24 protein-coding genes are annotated in these 23,297 nt (G+C 35.7%); 17 read left to right on the forward strand and 7 right to left on the reverse strand.

Annotation, left to right across the window (positions count from 1 at the left end):
* Positions 1–51: 51 nt before the first annotated feature.
* Positions 52–1,167, reverse strand: a complete 1,116-nt coding sequence (gene ychF / locus H0X48_01340) for a redox-regulated ATPase YchF (protein MBA3953953.1) — start codon at positions 1,165–1,167, stop codon at positions 52–54.
* A 200-nt stretch (positions 1,168–1,367) separates the two neighbouring features.
* Here ychF and H0X48_01345 point away from each other — a divergent pair, with 200 nt between their 5' ends.
* A complete protein-coding gene (locus H0X48_01345; GenBank protein ID MBA3953954.1) occupies positions 1,368–1,937 on the forward strand; it encodes a hypothetical protein in 570 nt (189 codons plus the stop codon).
* A gap of 2 nt (positions 1,938–1,939) precedes the next feature.
* On the opposite strand, the gene H0X48_01350 is transcribed toward H0X48_01345, so the two are convergent.
* On the reverse strand, positions 1,940–2,158 hold the full coding sequence (locus tag H0X48_01350) for a hypothetical protein (protein ID MBA3953955.1): 219 nt from the start codon (positions 2,156–2,158) through the stop codon (positions 1,940–1,942).
* Positions 2,159–2,338: 180 nt separating this feature from the next.
* Here H0X48_01350 and H0X48_01355 point away from each other — a divergent pair, with 180 nt between their 5' ends.
* Positions 2,339–2,959 (forward strand): hypothetical protein, encoded by a 621-nt coding sequence (locus H0X48_01355; protein MBA3953956.1) that lies wholly within the window; start codon positions 2,339–2,341, stop codon positions 2,957–2,959.
* Here the strand turns inward: H0X48_01355 and H0X48_01360 are convergent.
* From H0X48_01360 to H0X48_01380, 5 genes are all read right to left on the reverse strand, one after another.
* Positions 2,893–4,566 (reverse strand): serine/threonine protein phosphatase, encoded by a 1,674-nt coding sequence (locus H0X48_01360; GenBank protein ID MBA3953957.1) that lies wholly within the window; start codon positions 4,564–4,566, stop codon positions 2,893–2,895. The two genes, H0X48_01355 and H0X48_01360, sit on opposite strands and share 67 nt — an antisense overlap.
* Positions 4,567–4,774: 208 nt before the next feature.
* The gene (locus H0X48_01365; GenBank protein ID MBA3953958.1) at positions 4,775–5,983 is read right to left on the reverse strand and encodes an ankyrin repeat domain-containing protein; all 1,209 of its coding nucleotides are present in this window, start codon (positions 5,981–5,983) and stop codon (positions 4,775–4,777) included.
* Between the two features lie 186 nt (positions 5,984–6,169).
* A complete protein-coding gene (gene dnaK, locus H0X48_01370) occupies positions 6,170–8,062 on the reverse strand; it encodes a molecular chaperone DnaK (GenBank protein MBA3953959.1) in 1,893 nt (630 codons plus the stop codon).
* A 219-nt stretch (positions 8,063–8,281) separates the two neighbouring features.
* Positions 8,282–8,437 carry a hypothetical protein gene (locus H0X48_01375; GenBank protein ID MBA3953960.1) on the reverse strand — a complete coding sequence of 52 codons (156 nt, stop codon included), beginning with the start codon at positions 8,435–8,437 and terminating at the stop codon, positions 8,282–8,284.
* Between the two features lie 63 nt (positions 8,438–8,500).
* Positions 8,501–9,883 (reverse strand): hypothetical protein, encoded by a 1,383-nt coding sequence (locus tag H0X48_01380; protein ID MBA3953961.1) that lies wholly within the window; start codon positions 9,881–9,883, stop codon positions 8,501–8,503.
* Positions 9,884–10,051: 168 nt separating this feature from the next.
* Here H0X48_01380 and H0X48_01385 point away from each other — a divergent pair, with 168 nt between their 5' ends.
* The 15 genes from H0X48_01385 to H0X48_01455 form a co-directional block, all read left to right on the forward strand.
* Positions 10,052–10,609 (forward strand): hypothetical protein, encoded by a 558-nt coding sequence (locus tag H0X48_01385; protein MBA3953962.1) that lies wholly within the window; start codon positions 10,052–10,054, stop codon positions 10,607–10,609.
* Between the two features lie 56 nt (positions 10,610–10,665).
* On the forward strand, positions 10,666–11,634 hold the full coding sequence (gene miaA / locus H0X48_01390; GenBank protein ID MBA3953963.1) for a tRNA (adenosine(37)-N6)-dimethylallyltransferase MiaA: 969 nt from the start codon (positions 10,666–10,668) through the stop codon (positions 11,632–11,634).
* An 11-nt stretch (positions 11,635–11,645) separates the two neighbouring features.
* On the forward strand, positions 11,646–12,215 hold the full coding sequence (locus tag H0X48_01395) for an SPOR domain-containing protein (GenBank protein MBA3953964.1): 570 nt from the start codon (positions 11,646–11,648) through the stop codon (positions 12,213–12,215).
* A gap of 3 nt (positions 12,216–12,218) precedes the next feature.
* Positions 12,219–14,144 carry a peptidyl-prolyl cis-trans isomerase gene (locus H0X48_01400; GenBank protein ID MBA3953965.1) on the forward strand — a complete coding sequence of 642 codons (1,926 nt, stop codon included), beginning with the start codon at positions 12,219–12,221 and terminating at the stop codon, positions 14,142–14,144.
* 190 nt (positions 14,145–14,334) lie between these two features.
* Positions 14,335–16,152, forward strand: coding sequence for a beta-propeller fold lactonase family protein (locus H0X48_01405; GenBank protein MBA3953966.1), 1,818 nt, complete (start codon positions 14,335–14,337; stop codon positions 16,150–16,152).
* A 61-nt stretch (positions 16,153–16,213) separates the two neighbouring features.
* Complete coding sequence (locus H0X48_01410; protein ID MBA3953967.1) at positions 16,214–16,882, forward strand: ankyrin repeat domain-containing protein; 669 nt, start codon at positions 16,214–16,216, stop codon at positions 16,880–16,882.
* A 441-nt stretch (positions 16,883–17,323) separates the two neighbouring features.
* Positions 17,324–18,385, forward strand: coding sequence for a recombinase RecA (gene recA, locus H0X48_01415; protein ID MBA3953968.1), 1,062 nt, complete (start codon positions 17,324–17,326; stop codon positions 18,383–18,385).
* A 14-nt stretch (positions 18,386–18,399) separates the two neighbouring features.
* Entirely contained in the window at positions 18,400–18,948 is a 549-nt protein-coding gene (locus tag H0X48_01420) for a translation initiation factor IF-3 (GenBank protein ID MBA3953969.1), read from the forward strand.
* Between the two features lie 20 nt (positions 18,949–18,968).
* Positions 18,969–19,163, forward strand: a complete 195-nt coding sequence (gene rpmI / locus H0X48_01425; GenBank protein ID MBA3953970.1) for a 50S ribosomal protein L35 — start codon at positions 18,969–18,971, stop codon at positions 19,161–19,163.
* Positions 19,164–19,217: 54 nt separating this feature from the next.
* Positions 19,218–19,565, forward strand: coding sequence for a 50S ribosomal protein L20 (gene rplT, locus H0X48_01430; protein MBA3953971.1), 348 nt, complete (start codon positions 19,218–19,220; stop codon positions 19,563–19,565).
* A 104-nt stretch (positions 19,566–19,669) separates the two neighbouring features.
* Positions 19,670–19,933 (forward strand): hypothetical protein, encoded by a 264-nt coding sequence (locus tag H0X48_01435; protein ID MBA3953972.1) that lies wholly within the window; start codon positions 19,670–19,672, stop codon positions 19,931–19,933.
* Positions 19,934–19,935: 2 nt separating this feature from the next.
* Positions 19,936–20,226, forward strand: a complete 291-nt coding sequence (gene zapA, locus H0X48_01440; protein MBA3953973.1) for a cell division protein ZapA — start codon at positions 19,936–19,938, stop codon at positions 20,224–20,226.
* 167 nt (positions 20,227–20,393) lie between these two features.
* Positions 20,394–21,956, forward strand: a complete 1,563-nt coding sequence (gene rny / locus H0X48_01445) for a ribonuclease Y (GenBank protein MBA3953974.1) — start codon at positions 20,394–20,396, stop codon at positions 21,954–21,956.
* A gap of 3 nt (positions 21,957–21,959) precedes the next feature.
* Complete coding sequence (locus H0X48_01450; GenBank protein MBA3953975.1) at positions 21,960–22,781, forward strand: TIGR00282 family metallophosphoesterase; 822 nt, start codon at positions 21,960–21,962, stop codon at positions 22,779–22,781.
* Positions 22,782–22,857: 76 nt separating this feature from the next.
* On the forward strand, positions 22,858–23,297 hold a 440-nt coding region (locus H0X48_01455; GenBank protein MBA3953976.1), incomplete at its 3' end, for a hypothetical protein.

Raw genomic sequence — 23,297 nt, forward strand, 5'->3', positions numbered from 1 at the left:
TTAAAACCCCGTTTATTAGTTTATTTATTAGTTTTTAATACGTATTAAAAACTAAACGTTAAATTTAATGTGTACCACGTCACCATCTTGTACTTTATAATCCTGGCCCTCAATGCGAATTTTGCCTACTTCTTTAAGTTTAGCTTCTGTACCATATTCAAAAAGATCTTTGCAATTAAATATATCAGCACAAATAAAACCACGCTCTAAATCTGAATGTATTTCACCCGCTGCTTGACGTATAGTTAGTCCTGTTTTAATAGGCCATGCGTGAACTTCTTTTGGACCACAGGTAAAGAACGTTATAAGACCTAAATGAGTGTAAGTGCGTGCAATAATAGTATCTAAGCCTTTTTCTTTAAGGCCCATCATAGATGCCATCTCTTGTTGTTCTTCGGGGCTAAGCTGGCTAAGCTCATACTCAAGTCGTGCACTTATTGGTACAACGCGGTCCTGCCCAAAAGTAGAGACTAATTTTTGGTAGTGCTTATTGTTTTTGTAAGCATTATCAGCTACTTCGTTTTCAGATATATTGGCAATAATTAAAAAGTTTTTAGCTGATACCAAAGGTATAGTTTGTACTGGAGACTCTTGGAGTAATTTTTGTACTTGTGCTAAATCCAGATCATTAAGAGCTACGGTAAGCTTTTCAAGAAGTTCAAGTTCAAGCGTTAATTCTTTAAGCTCTGCAGGCTTATTTTTACTGCTTTTAGCTAAATGTGCTGCTTTGGTTTTCCGTTTATCAACTGAATCAAGATCTTTAAGCATAAGCTCTGTTATAATAATTTCATAATCGATCAATGGATCTATTTCATCAGTACGTGAATAGGTTATATTTGGGTCATCAAAACAACGTAGCACATGAAGTATAAGATCAACTTCTCGTATATGACTTAAAAATTGATTGCCTAGACCTTCGCCTGAAGCTGCACCTTTAACAAGGCCTGCTATATCTACAAATTGCACGGTAGCTGGTAGCAATTTGGGAGACTTATAGATAGCTTGCAGCTTTGGTATACGCTCGTCAGGTACACTTGTGCATGCCATATGAGGATCAATAGTACAAAAAGGGTAGTTCTCTGCAGGTACAGAAGATTTTGTAAGGGCATTAAAAAGTGTAGATTTACCAACGTTAGGTAATCCTACAAGCCCGGCGCAAATACTCATGAGTAGTATCCTTAAATTATCGAAATTATTAAAAAGCATTAGAAAAGCTCATGTCGCATACATGAGGGTTCATGCTCTTTGTCTTAAATTACTTTATACTTAGAGAGAGAAACTAGTAGTGTTTAGGGCTTATAAAGCCTCTATACCTAGTATATAATGGAAAAATTGATCTGTACATGTAGCTTTACTTGGATATGCTTATGCTTCTAAAACTTGCCTTTTGGGCAGCACTTTTACTGTCTGCTGGTTGGTATATACACAATAAACTTAAATTTCAAGATAATTGCATAGGTTTTAACAGCGGATCGTTGCTTTGTGGTAAAGCGGTGTATAGTAAAAAAACTTTTGAGCATGATTTGGTTGTTAACGGAAATTTTTCTGGCACTGAAGTTGCTTTACAAGCAGCAATTATTAATGGCACCGCATACTTGAGTAAGTCTCATGTACATGGTGCCTTAACTGTTAATGGAATGGTTGAAGCTCAAAGTAGTTTTTTTGATGGACCGGTAAGTGTGCAAGGCTATTTTATTGGAAAGAGCATAGCAGTAGCACATACTATTAATCTATGCGGCATGCTAAAAATAACAGACTCTCAAATGCAAGCAATTACGGTAAAAAACTCAAAAGAAAAACCGGCTCATATTTACTTGTACGGTTCCACCCATGTAGCAGCAGATATAGTATTTGTAGAAAGCAACGGTATAGTACATGCCGATAAAACAGTTACTATAGCCGGCAAAATAGTTGGTGGTTCACGCTTAAGTAATTAATTTTAAACTTTTTTATATGCGTTTAGTAGTTGCTTTAATGCTATGATTCCTACTGTTAAAACTATAAAACCCGTAAATGTGCTTAATAAAATTGCAGGATAATGATCATAGCCTAATAGAGCGACAAGCTGTTGACTAATTTGAATTCCAAAGTGAAGACACGCTATAACAAGTATAGTATTCAAAACAGCTTGTAGAGCTGGTATATATTTTTCTTGCATAAAATTCCTTAAAACAAAAGTGTTTGAAATAATAACTGTATTAGTATATAAAATAATAACATATTGGGACTATTAGTCAAATGCTTGCTTTGATAGTAACTATTTGATTGACTATCTGTTTTTGTCTGTTCTAAGCTAAAGCACTTGTATTACTAGATCTAAATGTTAAAAAGGTAAACTATGTGTTTTTCAGTTCAAGCAAGTTTTGCAGCCGCATTATTATTATCAACGTTAGGATACACAGCGTTACGACGTGTACGATCATCTAGGTATTATCCTTTTGCTTGTGTGCCAATGTTTTTTGCTCTTCAACAATATGCTGAAGGGGCTCTCTGGCTTAATCATGATTATGGTATACTGCATGAACTTGTTAAGCTAGCAGTATATGCTTTCTTGGGCATTGCTTTTGGTGGTTGGCCTATACTTATGCCTTTTGCTTTATATCTTATTGAAAAAGATATAAGTCGACGTATAGTACTGAGCTTACTACTCTTATGGGGTATTGCTTTTGCTGCTTATTCTCTTTGGGCATTAAGTACTTATGGTGCAGAAGCAGTTATTCAAGAGCATCATATTTATTATAGTTTTATCGCACCACAGTCTAATAGCTTTAATATGTTTTTATATTGGATACCTGTTGTGGGATCTTTTTTTGTTTCAAGCAAGCGCTTTATGCCCTTATTTGGGCTTATAGTTTCTATTGCTTTAGCTGTAAGTTATTATATGTGGTATACCTACCTCACTTCAGTCTGGTGTTTTTTTGCCGCATTACTTAGTGCTTGTGTGGTTGCTCTTGTATAGTTTTTAGCAGCTGCCACAGAATTTTTTAGCCTCTGCGTTTGATCTGTATCAAAAAAAAGAACTTTATGACCCCAAGATTTACTTTGGTAAGCAGTATCTTGAAAATAATGTTCAAGTTTCCAATTGTTAAATATTTTTTGAGGCTTAAGGAGAGCAAACGAATCATAAGTAAAGCAGTTTTCACCACTGTTTTCTAGTTTTGACTCTGGCGATGATATAAGTGTAAAGACTGTATTGTCATCCCAGACGTTTACAAGCCCTTTAGAGCAACAAATCATATCAAGCATAGGACCACCGGTGGTATTATTATGCTGATGGCCCCGTATAACACCTTTAAGTGAGCTGCGTTGCGAGTTGCCCCATGAAAGCATATCATGTGAAAGGTCGCGCCCATATACCCAGCGGCTAAATCGCTTATCTCCGTTTGGGCTAAAGGCGCTTTTACTATTAGTATAAAAGTCACTCCACATAAAGCCTACACATCTTTTGCTTCCTGTTACTGGATTAGTAAAATAGGGGCTAGGGAAGACTAGATTTTGTATTTCTGAACATAAAATATCGAGATTACTTGCTAGTTTTATACTGTTTTGTGACTGCTGATTTAAAAAAGTATTAAAATTGTGTCTGCGTGCAAATGTACCTATTAGTTCATACTTATACTGTTGAACTGAACTAAGTAGCTTTCGTGGATTATAGCCCAGTTCCATGCCCCCGTGGCAGCACTGCATAAAGTTAATATGATCTGTTGTACCAGAGCCTATATAGACTACTACGGGTAGGAGATCATAAAAGCGACTAAGCATGATTTCTTGTTCTGGAGTTAAAGAAAATTTGCTTTGTAACTCAAGTAAAAAGCTGGGAGCAACATCTTTCTCGGGTTTTGCTAATTCACCTTTTTTAAATGAAACTGAAATATTATAATCTTCATGGTTACCTCGTACTAAAAATACTTGGTTTGGATTAGCTAATTTAAGTCGAGCTACCGTATAAAAACACTCAACGCCGTAAATACCCCGGTCAATATAGTCACCTAAAAAAAGCATATAAAAATTAGGCTGTTTAAGTTTAAAGTTGTTATCAATAAACCCAAGCTCCTGCAGCTTTAGTAAATCTCGCATAAGCGAATGAATGCTGCCATGCAAATCTCCAAATAGGGCTATTGTGCTATTGGGCGCTACTATTAAACGCTGCGCGTAGGGTTTGAAAATAAAGTTTTTTGGTATATCGTTAAGATCGACTGGTCGCTGTAGATTAGTTATGCCAGGAGCTTGTTCAATAAGTGATTTGTGGTTAATCCAGTTGCTCGAGTTGCTTAAAGTAGTGCCTATAAGCCGGGCGCATTGAGTGATAGTGGATAAAAATTGGTCTCGATTTAAAACTGCTTTTTGATAATCAGCCTGAGCTGGGAGAGTAGAAAGTTCTATAGGCCGCTCTTTTAAAGCAGCAATTTTTCGAGCCCATTCTTTTAGGCTATATCCTGTAGGCAAGCTAACTGCCTGTATTTTGCTAGAACATATAACACGCGGAACTAAAGCTAGCTCTGGAGCTCCATTTGCTGTGGTAACTGTTAAATAAACTAGTATAGCTAGAGATAGAAAAAAGTTCATAACTACTCCCTTTGTATTGGAACTCTTCTTAACTATAAGCTATATAAGTAAATGCTTTCAAGAGAACGTAGTACTAAAGTATACTATTGCTTTTAGGCACTTTAGAGCACCTAACTAAAATACACTTATGTTCGTATTAAATTAGAAACGAGACAGTATGTTATTCTACTGTCTCGTTTCTAAGTATAGTAATTTATTTAAGCAAATTTTATTTACTGATATATTTACGAATAGTATCTACTATGTCATTGGTTAAAGCATGTTCTTGGGTACAATAAGCATTGATGATACCATGCTTTGAAATACCTAATTCAGGTCCCATAGTACCTATACGATTGCGCAGTAAACGGCCCAAGAATTGGGCATTTGTATTGTTATGTAACTTATACTTTTGTTTTGCTAACTGTGCAAGCTCTCGCTCTTCATCCAAGCTTAAACCAAGTGATCTGATGAGCTTGCTTGCCAATTTAAAACAGTTCATTTGTAGAGCTTTTTCAATAGTAGCCTGAGTTGGGTTCGAGAGAGCCTCATATATGAGTTCTCTATAAGCATCAATAGCTGCTTCTGATAAGTCTATTTGGGATATGTCATCTATAAAAGGTCTTATTTGTGTATCTTTTTCTAAGTCTTCAACTAATTCCATGTAGATACGTGCATTTTGATACACTGGATTGCTCTGAATACTAGTAGCAAACGGATTATTAATAAGAACCGCCATAATGTAGTTTGTAGGTAGGAGCGTTAAGGTACGAACCCTAGTGCTATCTTTAAGTATCAATAGCTTTATGACTTTTGTCATTCTATTGTTTATAGCTTGTGCTAAAGGGGTTAATCCATTATATTCAGTTGCAACATTAGCTCCATGAGATATTAAAAGTTCTGCTATAGTTTTATAGCGCTTTTTCGTAGCAGTATGAAGAAGGCTTGGTGACCAAGCATCACTAATATTTACGTCACACTGTCCAATTAGTAACCTTACTGTCTCTGTATTACCTGTTTCTACGGCGGCATTGAAAATGTGTTGTTTTTCTTTTCTATCATTATCATTGCCAAGAGAAGTAACTACTTGCGCTATCTGAGAACAATTTTTGTGTAAAGCAGTGATGGCTATTTGAGTAATAGAAGATGGGCTTGGTTGATCTGTTGGAGGCAAGTGACTAAGGTAACCTACAAGAGATTGCGCTATTTCTAAACGATTTTCCTGTAGTGCAGTTATAATTAAGTTACTTAATTGGGATGAATTAGCTTTATTTGCTATAAATAAGCTGCGAAGACCTATTGTGCTATTATCTTTAATACAAGAAATAGCAGTTGTCATAAAGCGTTCATCTCCAGTTGTATAAGAGCTCAGCATAGGATAAGCAACTCTAGATGATAAAACAAGTAATGCAATAGATAACGGGATTTTTAGTTTCATATTTTTCCTAAACAAATTTTATACTAACATTTAATTGATACTATAAATAAGTTTATACAATTTTAAATATTAATCAAATTGAAATTTAAATTAGGCGCTGTGTATGCATTTAGCTTATGTAAGGACAAAAAAATAAGGTGATGTAATCTAATACACCACCTTATTTGTACGCAGGGAGTCTGTTAATTACTCTTTAATATCTGCATCAATTGGACCTTGATCATCAGTATTTGATGATTCAGAAGCTTCTGGTTGAGCACCAGCTGCTTCAGGGTTATTTTTGTATAAGAATTCGGCAACTTTATGAGAAGCTTGTAGCAATTCATCGGTTGCTTTTTGTAGTTCTTCTGCATTTTCTGCTTGATCTTTAAGAGTAGTTTTTGCTGTCTCTAAAGCTGTTTCGAGCGCTTGAGCATCTTCACCTGAGAGTTTTTCTCTGTTTTCTTTAAGAGTTTTCTCGATATCAATGATAAGGCCGTCAAGGCGATTTCTTTTTTCAACTGTTTCGCGGATCTTTTTATCTTCAGTGGCATGTTCTTGAGCTTCTTTAACAAGACGTTCAACTTCCTCTTTAGATAAGCTGGTATTACTAGTAATAGTAATCTTTTGTTCTTTGCCAGATGCTTTATCTTTTGCAGAAACATGTACAATACCGTTAGCGTCAATATCGAAAGTTACTTCGATTTGAGGTACACCACGTGGTGCTGTTGGGATGCCTTCAAGTCTAAATTGGCCAAGTACTTTATTGTCTTTAGCCATTTCGCGTTCACCTTGTACAACACGAATGTCTACAGCTGTTTGATTGTCTTCAGCAGTACTAAACACCTGTGATTTACGTGACGGTATAGTAGTATTACGTTCAATTAAACGTGTTGTAACACCGCCCATTGTTTCAATTCCAAGTGAAAGTGGCGTAACATCAAGTAATAGTACATCAGTTACTTCACCACCTAAAATAGCACCTTGTACCGCAGCACCTATAGCAACTACTTCATCAGGGTTAACTGATTTATTTGGCTCTTTGCCAAAGAAATCTTTAACAAGCTGTTGTACTTTAGGAATACGTGTTGAACCACCAACTAAAAGAACTTCATCAATTTGACTTTTGTTAATTGAAGCATCTTCTATAGCGCGACGGCATGGTATAAGTAAACGCTCAAATAAGTCTGCACATAATGATTCAAATTTAGCACGAGAAAGCTTTAATATTAAATGCTTAGGACCTGAAGCATCTGCTGTAATATACGGCAAATTAATCTCAGTTTCATTCATGCTTGAAAGCTCGATTTTAGCTTTTTCTGCAGATTCTTTAAGACGTTGTAATGCCATGCGGTCATTATGAAGATCAATGCCTTGGTCTTTTTTAAATTCTTCAATAATATAAGTTATAATCTTATTATCAACGTCGTCACCACCTAAATGAGTGTCTCCATTAGTTGATTTAACTTCAATAACGCCATCGTTAATTTCTAAAATAGAAACGTCAAATGTACCACCACCAAAGTCAAATACTACAATAGTGCCGTTCTTCTTTTTATCTGAACCATACGCTAAAGCAGCAGCTGTAGGCTCGTTGATAATACGTTTTACATCAAGACCAGCTATGCGACCCGCATCTTTAGTTGCTTGTCTTTGTGAATCGTTAAAATAAGCAGGAACAGTAATAACCGCTTCTGTTACTGCGTGTCCTAAGTAGTTTTCAGCAGATTGCTTTAACTTGCCTAAAATTGCCGCAGAAATCTCTTCTGGGGTATACTCTTTACCTTGTGCTAGGATTGCTACACCACCATCTTTGGTTTTAGTAATCTTGTAAGGAATATGTTTGGTTTCGTTAAGTGTTTCTTCATACTTGCGACCAATAAAGCGCTTTGCAGAAAAGATAGTGTTTTCTGGGTTAGTTACTGCTTGACGCTTAGCAACAACACCTACAAGGCGTTTGCCATCTTTGGTAAAAGCAACAACTGAAGGAGTAGTGTTTTGACCTTCTTCATTTGGTATTACTTTAGGCGTACCTGCTTCCATAACGGAAACTACTGAGTTGGTTGTTCCTAAATCTATACCTATAATTTTTTTAGCCATTAGTGACCTTTCTTAATTTCATTACTTTAAGTACTATATATACTTTATATTCTACTAGAAAACCGCCTAATTGTCAAGAATAAAACTAAGATTGTTTTAGTGCAGTCGGCTCAAATTTGTTATAATTATAAGTATATATTTTTTTAAAGTTGATATCAACAATAGAGACCTCATGAGCTTGGATAAGCTATGAGGCCTCAAGTAACTTTTAACTACTCGTTATTTACCCGTTACGTACGAGTAAGCAGTTACTATCCAGTTTTTTACGGTGTCAACATAAAAGGCAGGAGCTAGTGTGCCAAATAAAAGCAAAGACAAACCACCTAATAATAGTTTAGTTTTTAAAGTTGTGTGTGAAAAAATAAAATTAGACATAACAATCTCCCCAAAAAGTAGTTAAATAAGTTTATCTAATTAATGTAACCTAAAATAGCTGTTTTACAAGAGGGTACTGGCTATTTTTGTCACACTATTAAATAAAAAAGAAACTACAATGGTATATATTAAAAGTTTTTTTTCAAGTTTAAACGTTGGTTTAATGTTCCAATAATAAAAAGAAAAACCACTTAAAGCTAAAAACATACCAAGGCGCACGCCTACAAGAATACTAAAAAATAATTTGCCCAAGCTCATATAAGGCAATGTTATATAAAGCACTATAAAACTTAATAGATTAAAAATAAAAAATATATGAGCTTTCTTTTCAACGGTATACCAACGCTCATAAAGAGCAAAAAAACTTTCTATAAAACTTAAAATAAGAAACACATATACGCTTGCCCAGCTTGTTAGAGAAATGTCACCACCTAAATGCCAGTGTTGATAAGCTCTTATAAGTACTTGTATATTAATAACCAAAAAAATGCCTAAAACATACAGAGCCTGGTGTAATTTATAAGAAAGAGTGCTAAAAGTGGCGCGACGTTCCTCAAGTGGTTTATCTGTAAGATGAGCAAATACAGCATTACTTGCTATACCAAAGACTTTTTGAGCCACAGTTGATAGTATTTGAGAAAAAGAGGTAACAATTTTAAGAAAGCTTGCCTGTTGGCTACCTAATCTTAAGGCACATAAAGGTACTAGAAAATTACCCGAAAATAATTGCACTACCATTTGATTACTAAAGGTAAAAAATCGAATTTTAGTTAAAGCTTTTAATGACAGTAACTCTGGTGTGTGAGCTGATAGATTTTCTTTAGGTAAGTGCTTATAAATAGTATAGCACCTAAAAAGTAACGTAAGCGCTTGCCCTGTAGAGATAAAACCTAAAATAACCCATGTGTGAACCGTTGTGGTTAAAAAGCCCTGATAATAGGTGGCCCAAAAAAATAGTAAATAGCCTAGCATGCCAAGCACTTCAACAAGCGCTGTTGTTTTATTTAAAAAATTTAGCTGCAAGAAACTTTTAGCCGTTTTTTTTGCACTTTCACATAAAAAAGTATAACCAAAGAGTGTATAAAGGGGCACATCGAAAACGGGGATAGTACTCAAAAACAGAAAAAATAAAGCTGCTAAAAGTGCTGATACAAGAAGTATAAGTGATTGGGAGCCTATATAATACTTTACAAGCTTACTAAATTGTTGCTTGCTTGAGATTATGGTAGTTAAAAAAGGGGCCAGAGAAGTATCAAAACCAAAGTTAAAAAGCGTTATGCCTAAATATAAAAGAGATAAGAGACAGCTAAAGCTGCCATGAAACGAAGACCCTAAAAAAGATCGCACAAGCAAATGGTGCACGAGCAGCAGTATTTGAGTGCCTACTGAGTCGATTAAGTTCCAGTAGAGGCTTGTATTGAATTGCTTAAAATACGGTACGCGCATGGGTGCAACCTATTGGCTAAAGGTTTAAGAACTTAGTGTTAGTATACCAAAAAATAAGCTAGTGTTAACAAAAATTACTGCTATACTAAAAGCGGGTAAAAGCTTTCAAGGGTAAGTACCACCTTAGTTTGCCAAGTATACTTTTGTATAATTGGGGAAAGGGTCGCTATGTTTTCCTTAAATGAAAAAGTTGTCTATCCCGGTCATGGTGTAGCTCGCATTAAGAGTTTAGTAAAAAAGACCATGGCAGGAAAAGAAACAACATTTTATGAGCTTACCTTTTTAAGTAAAGATGTAACGGTGCTTGTACCTACAAGTAATGCTGATTCTGTTGGCATACGACCGTTAAGTTCTGATGAGCATATATATACTATTTTTAAGTTACTTGCTGAGCCTGCACGACGTATTACTCACTATGAGTTTACTGCAAGCAATTGGAATAAGCGCAACAAAGAGTATCAAAACAAATTGCGTACAGGTAGTCTCACTGATTTGTCAGAAATTTATCGTGATTTGCGCTATATAGCAACTCAAAAAGAGCTTTCGTTTGGTGAAAAAAACCTTTTACAACAAGCAGAAGCTCTCCTTATAGAAGAAGTTGCTCTAGTCAGACAAGTAAGTGAAGAAAAAGCTATTGAGCAATTGCGCAGCTTATGTGCAGCTCATCGCCAAAAACATACACCTGAAGAATTTGCTTCTAAAACTAAATATATCGAAATTCCTTAATAATTATAAAAGGGGGCTGTAAAAAGGCCCCCAGTATCTTTTACCCTTTACACGCTATGCAAAAATTATTTTTACTTTTTTCTGGTCCTACTGCTGTAGGAAAAACTGACTTTGTTAATAGATTAACTGATCAAGCGCCAGAATTGTTTGCTATAATCAATGGTGATATGGGCCAATTGTATACGCCACTCTCTATTGGCACTGCTAAACCTGATTGGAAAAACCAAGCTGTCGCCCATTATTTGTTTGATGTTATTGAAAAGCCTCATAATTACACGGTGTCTGAGTATAGACAGGCCGTAGTACAGTGCCTAGAAAAAGTCTGGAGTGCCGGCAAAATACCTATCATTGTCGGTGGATCAGGTTTTTATCTTAAATCCCTGTTTTTTCCGCCTCAAGATCTTGACTTTAAATATACCCCTGAAGAAGTGGTCAATGTTAATTTGAAAAACAACGAGCAAAAAACACCACAAGAATTATGGCAAGAGCTGTATGCTATTGATCCTGAACGAGCAACCACTATACATATGCATGATGTCTATAGAGTAGAACGTGCTTTAACTATTTGGTATACTACTGGCATAAAACCCTCAGAAGCAGGTCCTTTATATACACCCCCAGGCAACTATATCTTTTTACATTTAACTCGTGAGCGTGAAGAGCTGTATACGCGTATTAATGCTCGCACGAAACTAATGATTGAGCAGGGTTGGATTGATGAGGTAAAAAGCTTATCAAGCGCCTGGCGATCTTTTTTAAGAGAAAAAAGGCTGATTGGCTACCCAGAAATTATAGAATTTTTAGAGGATTCAATAAGTAAGCAAGAGCTTGTTGAATCTATAAGCATGCAAACACGTGCCTATGCAAAAAGACAAGAAACTTTTTGGAAATCTCTTAAAAAACAGCTTGTGCAAAGTGATACTGAGCAGGTTTATTTAAAACATATTAATGAAGTTAACTTGACTTTATCAAATGTTGATCTATATCTAAAGCAGTTATTATCTATTGTGAAGTCTTTAAACTAGAGTAGAGTAGTATGAAGCTATTTAAAAAAATATTCTCAGGTGTCCCCGTTGCAGAGCAAGTGCATGGTTTACAGCTTACGCAACAACAGGTAAGCTCGCTTATAGCAAGTTTGCTTATGCTTTCTTTTTTTATTTTTATTGGTGGTTATTATTGGGGCAAAAAACAAGCAGCAGAGGTTCTTTCAAGTACAGTCCAAAATGAGTTTTTAGCTGATAAGGTATATACAACATTACAAATAGCAAGGCTTGAAGAAAAACCTGAAGAACCTGATAGTCCATCTGAAGTTGAAGCCGTTAAGACACCTGCTTGTAAGTATTATGCCCAACTTGGTAAATTTTCTTCACAACGAGTAGCACAAGCTTATATTAAAAAACTTGAGAATGTAGGATGTCCTGCTACACTGATAGAGCAGAAGAGTGCAACCGTGCAAGGCAAGAATTCTCGCCTTTGGTATCAAGTGGTAACCCCCTTATATACAAAGCAAGAAGAGTTAAAAGAGTTACTTAACCAAATACGAGAAGTGGCTCATCCAAAAGATATTTCTATTATTACCGATGAATCCACCAACAGAAAGGCTTAATTTATGATAGGTTCAATGCGCAAAAATGTGCAAAAAGGCAATCTCAAACTAATTATTTGGTTTGTTTTGTTAGCTATGGCAGGAAGTTCTATAAGTTTAATATACAGAATGTCCCAAAGATCAGCTACAGGAGCAGCTGATGTTGCCACTGTTAACGGATTAGGTATATCAGCACTAGAGTTTAGACGTCGTTTTATACAAGTTGACTCGGTTATTTCTAATATTAGACGTGCTTATGGTCCTCAGGCCGATCTTATACTGCAGCTATGGCATTATGATCAAAAACCAGAAGATATAGCTCTTAATGATCTTATACAAGAAAAAGTGGTACAAAGCGCAGCTGATAAACTTGGTATCTATGTAAGTCCAGCATATGTTGAAAGCAAACTGAATGATCCTCTGTTTGTACGTCAATCATTAGGTTCAGTAGTTCCTGCTCAAGTAGTTGAAAATGGAACGCTTAACGTAACGTTGCTAAAAACCTATTTGCAACGTATGGGTATCTCAGAAACAGATTTTGAGACGTTGGTACAAGATACATTAGCGCGTAATTTAGTGCAGCAATTAGCTCAAGAATCTTTATATATTCCCCAAATGGCTGTTAAAGAACAGTACGCTAAAGAATATCTCAAGAAAAAGTTTGGGTTGCTTTCACTTAATCTAGATGATTATCTTAAAAAAATAGACACCAGCAAAATAACAGAGCAAGAGTTAACTGCATTTTATGATGCTCACAAGGAACAGTACCGTGTGCCTGAAAAGCGCACAGCTCAATTATGGAGCTTTGATCCAGCTCAGTATGACGTTGTAGTAACTCAAAAAGAGCTGCAAGAGTACTATGATGCTCATGTAAGTGATTACATAGATCGTCAAGAAGAAGTAACAGTAAAAGTACTTTCTTTTAAAGAAGACAAAAATAAAGCTAATGAAGCTGCACAACGTGCATCAAAAAATGCAAAAGAATTTGACGCACAAGTTGCATCAGCTCAAACTCTTACGCTGCAACGCTCAGACGTAAAAGACAGAGCACTCACTAATGCAGCTTTTGCTTTAGCTCAAACAGGTGATGTTTCCCCTGTAGTATATACTAAGCAGGGCTTTGTAATTCTTAAACTTGTAAATCGTAAACCAGCAACCTATAAGCCTTTGTCATCTGTAAAAGAGGATATTAAAAAGAAAGCAACTCTTGATGCATTTAAACGCAGTTTCTCAGTTGATGGGCAACGCATAATAAATCAAGCATATGATGCTCCTGAATTATTCTCTAAGTTTATTGAAAGCAAGAAAGCGCAAAAAAGCACCATAGAAAATATAGCACAAGATGGCACTCTTAAGTCGCAAAAAATATTTGGAGTAGCTCAAGAAGGTGGCCGGGTATTCTATCAAGAAAAAGATAAAGGATATATAGCAGAGCTTACCAAAATAACTCCAAGCTTTATACCTAACTTGGCTGATATTAAGCAACGTGTACTTGAAGAGACAAAAACAGAACAAGCACGTGATCTTCTAGAGCAAGATCTTAAAAAAATAGTAGCTCAAAAAGAGGGTAGCTTGCAAGAGCGTGCAAAAGCTGCCGGTATTTCTAAAGTTCAGTTTGAAACGACAGACTTTATTAATAGCAAATCTCAAGATGCTTTAAAAAAGCTTGAAGACAAGCATATACCAACAAGCAAGCTTTCTATACTTTCTCGTAAAGGTGCAATGCTCTATGAACTTGCTGATAAAGCCGGTTTTGTTTACCAAGTAACAGAAACCGAACCCCTTGATGAAAAACAATATGCTGATACTAAAGCACGTATTGAGCAACAACTTAGACAGCAAGCTCAAGATGGTCTCGGCCAGTCTTTTGTTGATACTCTTAAAACTAAAGCAACAGTATCCGTAGATCAAGAGCTCCTTAAAAGAGCATCTGGTAGAACTAATAACTAAGGGATTAATAAGCGAATTTATAAGGGGCTACTGCCCCTTATGATCCCCCATTAAAAATATACGATAAAAAAGGCACCATACCAGGTGCCTTTTTTATGCTCATAAAAGAAAGTTGTTGCTAGTATAAATCTTGAAAATATATACTAATTATAACTTAAAGAGCGCTATTTTCTTTATTAACGGGAGCATAATGAAAAAAACACTAGTACTTTTATTGCTTGTTTTTGTATTTAAAATCAATCATTGTTTTTATGATAGAGATGATCAAGTAGTAGCTGTTAAAAAAATAACCGATCTAGCTGTAGGCGGATTAGCCGCTAAAATAGTATCTCTTAAAAGAATAGCTCTCATTATTGTTCTTAACAAAGATAAAAATAGCCTTACCACTTTTCAAGAAGATGTTAATAATCAAGAAAATTACAACCAAAGAGTGTATAGCACTGGCGGTAAAGAAGCTATTGCATTTACAGTATCGCCCGATGAGCTCTGTCTAGCTGTTTTACACAAACATTCTGAGCGTATTAATTTTTTCTCAATAGAAGAAGATGGTGCTTTAACGCCCTTAGAGAGCTCTATAAGTATTGATAAAGATGCTTCTAATATACTCTTTGCGCCTCATAATAACTTGCTTGTAGTGTTATCTAAAGAAAAAAATATGCTTACGACAATTTCGTTAACCAACGGCTATGCTCTTGCAGAAAAAACAGAGTATTTTTTACCTGATAATCCTATGAAAGCAGTATTTAGCGCTCAAGGTAAAGTACTAGTTATTTCTTATAAAAATATTAAACAGTTAACTTGTTTTGTTGTCGATGAGAACAATAACCTTACTATTGCTGAGAAAAGCGAGGGAGACTCGTATAGTGCTATATACCAAGCTCCGGATTATACCTTACTGGGGGCTGTTTTAAATCAATCACCTTATCCTGCAGAGGTAAGTCATTATGAAGATTATGCTACTACTGTATCTTTGCTCATGTGGGATCAAGAGAAGGGGCTAACTCCTCTTTATTGCTCAAATAATGAGGGATTTAAAGCTTTATTAGTTAATTTTTCTCCTCACAAAAAATATAGTGTTATTCTGTATGCTAAAGGTTTAAAAATCAAAGAGGGGTATATTCTTGTTTTAGGCCTTAAAGATCTTAAAAGCATTCAACAGGTAGCAAGCTCTACCTATAAAGAGAATCCTCTAGCTGCAGCATTTTCATACGATGACCGTTATTTAGCTATAGCTCATAAATTTGTCTCAACCACTCTTTTTGAGATCGATGATGCCACTTTGCTTACTATGCACTCTATAGCTAGTGTTGATTTAGCTAACGCATTACCTAGAGATATTATATTTGATTCAAAAGGTTATTCTTTTTATATGTTAAATTTGCATAGTGACGAATTAACTGTGTTTAAAATAAAAAAACAGGAGGCTAAAATAGTACTGTTTTTTTCTGATAAAGCAGTTATTACTCAATCTAGGTTTAAACTGTGTGGTAAGTCTACTACACATAACAGTATTGATTTTTTTGCTAACGGAAAATATTTAGGTAAAGCAGAACCTTCAATAACAGGTTTTTTTGAATTGAAAAATCATGAAAATCATGAATATTCTGATGGTACTTATCATATAAGTGCTGTTATTATGCAAGGCAATAATGTAAGATTTCAAATAAAAGCGTTAGTGATTATTAATACAAAAGAAGAAACTGCCGATACAAGTGACCAGTATAGCACTAGAGAAGCACTTAATAGCAAAAAAAAATCTGCCTTGCCACATAAGTTAGTAAAAGCTAAATCTTTAACAAATATTGGTGTAGTAAAATCGCCTCAATTAAGAAGAGCAAACTCAAGCTCAGATAGCTTGCATAAAAACTTACTTAAATCTATTTCGGAAGTAGAAGCAGAAACATCTCCTTCTTTGGCTAAACGAGTTATGAATTTATTTGGTTCATCAAAAGCAGAGCCTACTTCAGACAGTTTTGCTTTGCTTAAAAGATCTAAAAGTGGCCTTTAAAATAAGTAACCAGTTGAGTTAAGCTTCTAGTTATATGCTCTGTAGCGGTAGGTTTTTGATTATGTGTAATAGTAAAATACTGTTTTTTGTTATATGCTCGGTGTTTTTTAATAGTAGGCCTATGACAGGTGATGACCAACTGCTATATGCAATTGAAAGCAACAATGTTGAGTTAGCTCAAGCAGCTTTAGAATCTGGAGCAAGCCCTAATGTCCTTGATCGCAATAAAGATAGTTGCCTCTATAAAGCAGCTGAATCAGGTTGTTTAGAACTTGTCGACCTGCTTATTGCCAAAGGAGCTACCGTTAACCAAAAGTGTTGTGTTGGGTGGTCGCCTTTAAGTAGAGCTATTTGTAAAAATCATGTTCAGATAGTTAAAGCACTGCTTGAGGCTAAAGCAACTCCTAATAGCAAAGATCATTGTCTTGTTACCCCTTTACATGAAGCTGTTACGGTAGCTAACTTAGAAATAATACAATTATTATTTGCAGCAAAAGTCAATCCCTTTGTCAAAGATAAATGGGGGAAAACAGCTACCGATCTTGTTAAAAAAAAGCATGCTCACGATATGGGCAAACTTATCTCTGATTATAAGTCAGATATTAAGCTTAAGGCTACACGTGCTGTGTTATTTATATTAAAGAGAATCTATCAAACAAAGTCAGATGATAACTGCTCGGAGTTACCCTCTGATGTAGTAAATGCTATTATTGATTATACTCTTTGCTAGTCTATGTACTTTTTGCTTTCTAACTTTGCTGATTTTAAAAGAGATTCGTTACAATTCTGCCTTTTAAGCGAAAAATTTATTAAAATTAATGATGCCAAAATGTGACCTTTTATGATTATTTACACAAATATATTTTTACTTATGTTATTATTAGTAATTATATTATAAAGAGAAAGTCTTGTGTGCTGGGTGCAATGAGCAATTTGACGAAAGCAGCAAAGTCAATAAAATTGATTAATACTTGTGTAACAATAAACTTGTTTTAGAGAATAGAGAAATAGTAAATAGATCATTAAAAAAGAAGAAATATGCTCATCTTTGCTATGTTTTTTAGAAATAGTACCGCAAGTATAATTGGCATTTTTTCTAAAGCATGGTATACTTATAAGTAGAGATATAAGTTAAATAGATAAGGTTTTCCCTAGCTTATAAGGAAGCACGATGAGTAAAGAAATATTAAAAGAAACTGATATCAGCGCTAAAAGAAAAATGCTTGATATAGTTCTTGCTCAAATTGATAAACAGTATGGCAAAAATACCGTTATGGCTCTTGGCCAAGGTACTTCTGTACAAGCAGATGTTATATCAACCGGCTCAATTATGGTTGATCAAGCACTAGGAATTGGTGGTTTTCCTCGTGGTAGAATAATTGAAATTTTTGGACCTGAAGCGTCAGGTAAAACAACATTAGCATTACAAGTAATTGCACAAGCTCAAAAACTAGGCGGTATTTGTGCTTTTATTGATGCTGAGCATGCATTAGATCCTGCATATGCAAAAAGAATTGGTATTAAAATTAATGACCTACTTGTTACCCAGCCAGATTATGGTGAACAAGGTCTTGATATTGCTGAAACACTTATAAGATCCGGTACTGTTGATGTTATTGTTGTTGACTCTGTAGCTGCTCTTGTACCAAAAGCTGAGCTTGAAGGTGACATGGGTGATACTCATGTTGGTCTACAAGCACGTCTTATGTCGCAAGCATTAAGAAAGTTAACACCTGTTGTACACAAGTCAAAAACAGTACTCATATTTATTAATCAAATTCGTCAAAATATAAGTACTATGTCATTTGGTCCTAAAGAAGTAACCACGGGTGGTAATGCACTTAAATTCTATGCTTCTTTGCGTCTTGATGTACGTCGTATAGAGAGTATTAAAAAAGACGATGTTATTATTGGTAACAGAGTTGCTATTAAAGTAGCAAAAAACAAAATGGCGCCACCGTTTAGACGCGTAGAAGCAGAACTTATGTTTGGCGAAGGTATTACTCCAGCTCGTGATTTGCTTGAAGCAGCATTAGTCTATGGTGTTATACAACAAGCAGGTTCATGGTTCTCGTTTGAGGGTGAAAAGTTAGCGCAAGGTCGTGAACATGTTGTTCAAGGACTTAAGACCAACAAAGAACTTATAGACAAAATAACTGCTAAAGTGCATGCTGTAATTGCTACAGCAAAAGCTGAAACAGAGGCAGGTAACTATATAGTTAAAGATGAGTAGAGGTACAAAATACATTGAAAACGAAAAACGAAGCAACCAATAGTCCGTTAATTAATGAGAAAATTCGCTTTGATAAAATGCAAGTTATCTCATATGACGGAAAAAATTTAGGTGTTTTACCACGTGATGAAGCTCTTCGTGCAGCTCGCCAAGTTGATCTTGATTTAGTATTGATCACTGATATGGGTGCTGAAGGATGTCCAGTTGTTAAAATTATGGACTTTGGTAAAGCGTTGTATGCAAAGAAAAAGCAACAAGGTGAAGCTAAAAAAAATCAAAAGGTAATTCAAATTAAAGAATTGCGTTTAAGTCCCAAGATTGGTGAGCATGACTATCAAACTAAAGTCAATCAGGCTGTAGCGTTTCTTAAAGACGGCAAGCATGTAAAGTTTACTTTAGTGTTTAAAGGTAGAGAAACAGCAACTCGTGAAGAACGTGGTGAAGAAATGTTTGCTAAAATTGACTCAAGTTTTGAAGCAGCAGGTCTTACGCGTATAGCAAACGAGAAAGACATGAAAGCTCCTAAATTGTGGTCTCGTGTCTATTATCTTAAAAATAAATAACAGCAATAAAGGTTATTGTAATGCCTAAAGTTAAAACCCATTCTGGGGCAAAAAAAAGATTTAGAAAATTAAAAAGTGGTTTGATTAAAGCTGCACGTCCTTACCGTCGTCACTTACTTACCAAAAAATCAAGAAAAACAAAGCGTCAATTGCGCAGTAGTTTGTATCTTTGTGCAGCAGATATCAAACACGTAGCATCATTGCTGCCTTATTAAACTATATATATTAAATAATACTTTTAAAAAAAGTTATTCTAAAGGATTAGACACATGACACGCGTAAAACGTGGTACGGTAACTAAAAAACGCCATAAAAGATTACTCAAACAGACTAAAGGCTTCTGGGGACAACGTAAAAATATTTTTAAACGTGCCAAAGAAACTCTTTTACGCGCATTAGCATTTGCTTTTAAAGGCAGAAAGCTTAAAAAGCGTGATATGCGATCATTATTTATTATGCGTATTAAAGCTGCTGCAGAAAGCAATGGCACTAAGTACAATAAGTTGATACATGGCCTTAAACTAGCAGATGTACAATTGAATCGTAAGATGCTTAGCCAACTTGCAGTATATGACCCAGCAGTATTTTCTCAGATAGTGCATATAGCGCAACAATAGTGAGCAAATAATAAATAATTAGAGAGCAACCTTGACAAAGGGTTCAGGTTAAGAGTAAATTCAACTTCAGGTAATCAAAACCGTTACATTAAAAGGAGAAGCTAATGGAATCGTTGAATCCTCTTGAAAAATTGAACCTTCTTGAAAAGAAAATAGCATCACTTGTAGAGCTCTTGAAAACTGAGAGAGAGTTAAACTCACGTATTTCTGAAGAAAAAGCACAACTTGCTGCTCGTCTAGAAATCGTTGAGACCTCTTTGCTTAAAGGCACTCAAAGTATTGAAGAACTTAATCAAGAGCGTGTACTTACCAAAATGGTTGTTGACGAGCTTATTTGCAGTATCGACAGACTTGTTGAGCATGAATAACAATGAGCAACGTAACTAAATACAAAGTATCTATATTTGGTGAAAGTTACTTTCTTGTAAGTGATGAATCGCAAGAGCATGTTAATGCTGCGGCACTTCTAGTTGATAGCTGTATGCGTGAAATAGCAGAAAAAAGTCAGATTACCGAATCAAAACGTATTGCTGTTTTAGTTGCTTTACAACTTGCAAGTAAGGCATTAACTAGTATGGATATTGTTGATCGCCAACAACAAAAAAGTGATAGACTTCTAGCCCTTATGGACAAAGAACTTTCTCATTTTAGCCCATTATAAGTAGTACTAAGTTATATTACCCATAAAGATACCTCTGACATTGTTCAGAGGTATCTTTGTCTTTAAGGTAAAGTTCCCTCTTCTTTTTTTTGAGTCCTGCTATATTCTTAGATATGCTTATATTATTACAAGGTAATTTTTTATGAACTAACGTAGGAAGAACACAAATGATAGTAACAACAATGCTAGCAGTCCTAGCAGTTATTTTTATAGTAGCAGGTAGTATCCTAGCTATTTTAGCTTCAAGAAGACGGTATGCAGCTGAGCAGCTTATGGCACTTGCTCAAACCAAGTTAGATGCAGCTAAAAAAGAAATAGATACAGAGCGTCGTGAAGCAGCGCTTAAGCTTAAAGACGAATTATATAGAAAGCGTACTGAGTTTGATCTTGACGCTAAACGTGATCGTGCAGAACTTGAACGTTTCCAGCTTAAGTTAAATACCAAGTACGAGGCAATGGAAAAAAAAGAGCAACGTCTTGAAGATTTACGTCGTGAACTGCAGCAAAAAGAGCGTATTGTTTTACGTACTGCTGATATGCAGCGCGCCAGTGAACAAAAACTTAAAAGTTTATTTGATGAATTAACTGCTAAATTAGAATCAATTAGCAATATGACTAAAGAGGAAGCGCGTAAAGAGCTTTTTAATAGTCTTGAAGAAGAAGTACGCTTAAGCAACCAAAAATGGGTGCAAAAAGTTGAGGAAGAAGCGCGACAAATAGGTAAAGAAAAAGCAGTTAACGTAGTAATAACAGCAATGCAGCGTTATACGGCCGAGCAAGTTGCTCCCCATTCTTCAGGCGTAGTACATTTGCCTAACGAAGAGATGAAGGGGCGCATTATTGGTAAAGAAGGCCGCAATATCAAATCGCTTGAGCTTGCCACAGGCATGGAATTTGTTATTGGTGAAACGCCTGAAATTATAACTATTTCTGGCTTTAATCCGATACGTCGCGAAGTTGCCAAACGTACGCTGGAAAAACTTATTGCTGATGGACGCATTAATCCTACACGTATCGAAGAAACAGTAGCCCAATGTGAACGCGAAATTGAAGAGATGGTTCAGGAATATGGCAAAAATGCTATATTGCAGTTCAATATGCAAGGTATAAAACAAGAAATAGCTACTCTTCTAGGAAAATTACATTTCCGTACTAGTTTTTCTCAAAACGTACTTACGCATAGTATAGAAGTGGGTCTTTTTTCTCGTATGATTGCCGAAGAACTGGGATTACCCCATCCTGAGATAGCCTTGCGTGGTGGCTTACTGCATGACATAGGTAAAGCAGTATCAGCTGAAGTTGAAGGACCTCACGCTACTATTGGTGCTGATATAGCTAAACGTTGTGGCGAAGATCCGCTTGTGGTTAATGCTATTGCAGCACATCATGAAGAAGTACCCTTTATTTCAGTGTATAGCCCTATTGTAATGATTGCTGATACTATATCCGCCTCTCGTCCTGGTGCGCGACGTGAAACGTTGTCAGCGTACGTTAAACGTCTTGAGCAACTGGAAGAAATTTGTAATGGTTTTCCTGGCGTTAAAAAAGCTTATGCTTTACAAGCAGGGCGTGAAGTACGCATTATTGTAGAAGAAGAATTTTTAAATGATGAACAAGCAAGTGAACTAGCACGTGAAATAGCGCGCAAAATAGAGCTTGATATGTCATTTCCTGGTCAAATTAAAGTTAACGTTATCCGCGAAAAGCGTACAATTGAGTATGCAAGGTAATTCATGAGCACACTACGAGTATTGGTATTAGGAGATATAGTAGGAGCTCCTGGTTGTGCTGTTTTTGAAAAGCATATAGCTAAACTGCGTCAAGAATATAAGATTGACGCAGTGATCGTCAATGGCGAAAATAGTGCTGATGGTAAAGGTATTACTCCACGCATTGCTAAATTTTTTAAGCAAAATGGTGTTGATGTTGTTACTACAGGTAACCATATTTGGGCTAAGCGTGATATCTATAGTTATCTTAATGATAACAAAGATGTCTTAAGGCCTGCTAACTTTCCTAATGGATGCCCGGGCGTAGGTGTTACGACATTTTCTTGTGGTGCATTTACTGTTGGTGTTATCAATTTGCAGGCGCGTACGTTTATGCGTGAACAGGTATCGTGCCCTTTTAGAGCAGCTGAATCTATTTTAACCTATTTAAAAACTAAGACATCAATAATTTTAGTTGATTTTCATGGTGAAGCAACGTCTGAAAAGATGGGCTTAGCCTATTATCTTGATGGTCAGATCAGTGCTCTTGTAGGAACACATACGCATGTGCAAACTGCTGATAATCGGGTACTTCCTGGTGGTACAGCTTATATAACAGATTTAGGTATGGCAGGTGCTTTAAACTCTATGATTGGCATGAAAAAAGGTGCTATCATTCAAAGTATACTTACCCAGATGCCTACTAAGTTTGAAGTTGAGACTCAAGGACCTATGGTGCTTTGTGGTGTCTGGATAGATATTGATACTCATACGGGTAAAGCTCTTGCTATTGAGCGAATATATATAGTTGATAATGATGTGCAGTTAAACGGCACAGAACAATAACAAGTTAAAAGGGCAGCAATAAGCTGCCCTTAGTTATAGTTGACTTATACACACTGCTAATTTAAGAGAGTAAGTTATGAAGCGCTCTATACTAGTAAAGTCTCTGTGGTTATTTATGGTAAGTATGCCATGCTCTATTTTAAGTATGGCCTCTGGTGACCGTATTGTGCTAACTCCAGCTATATTAAAAGATATAACTCAGTCAGGTTATAACTATACGCAAAGACAAAAAAAGCAAGTTCAAGAAAAACAATATATAGAGCAGTTGCTTTTATTAAACAGAATAAGTGCACAGGATTTTATAAAAAGATTACATGAAAGTGCTTTTAATAATTTTGATAATCTTGCAGAACAAATTTTTTACTACAATAGGTATGCGACAGTAGCCTTGGAGCACGCGCAGTCTGAGCTTGTGGCAAAAGCAAGTATTCAGGCTTTGTACTTAACATTACTGGCGAACTTAGAATGGTTAGCTTTAGAAGATCAAGCACTTGCTCAACTAGCTAAGCTTAACAG

The sequence above is a fragment of the Candidatus Dependentiae bacterium genome (assembly GCA_013821315.1).
In the GTDB taxonomy this organism is placed as follows: Bacteria; Babelota; Babeliae; order Babelales; family Babelaceae; genus JACDHA01.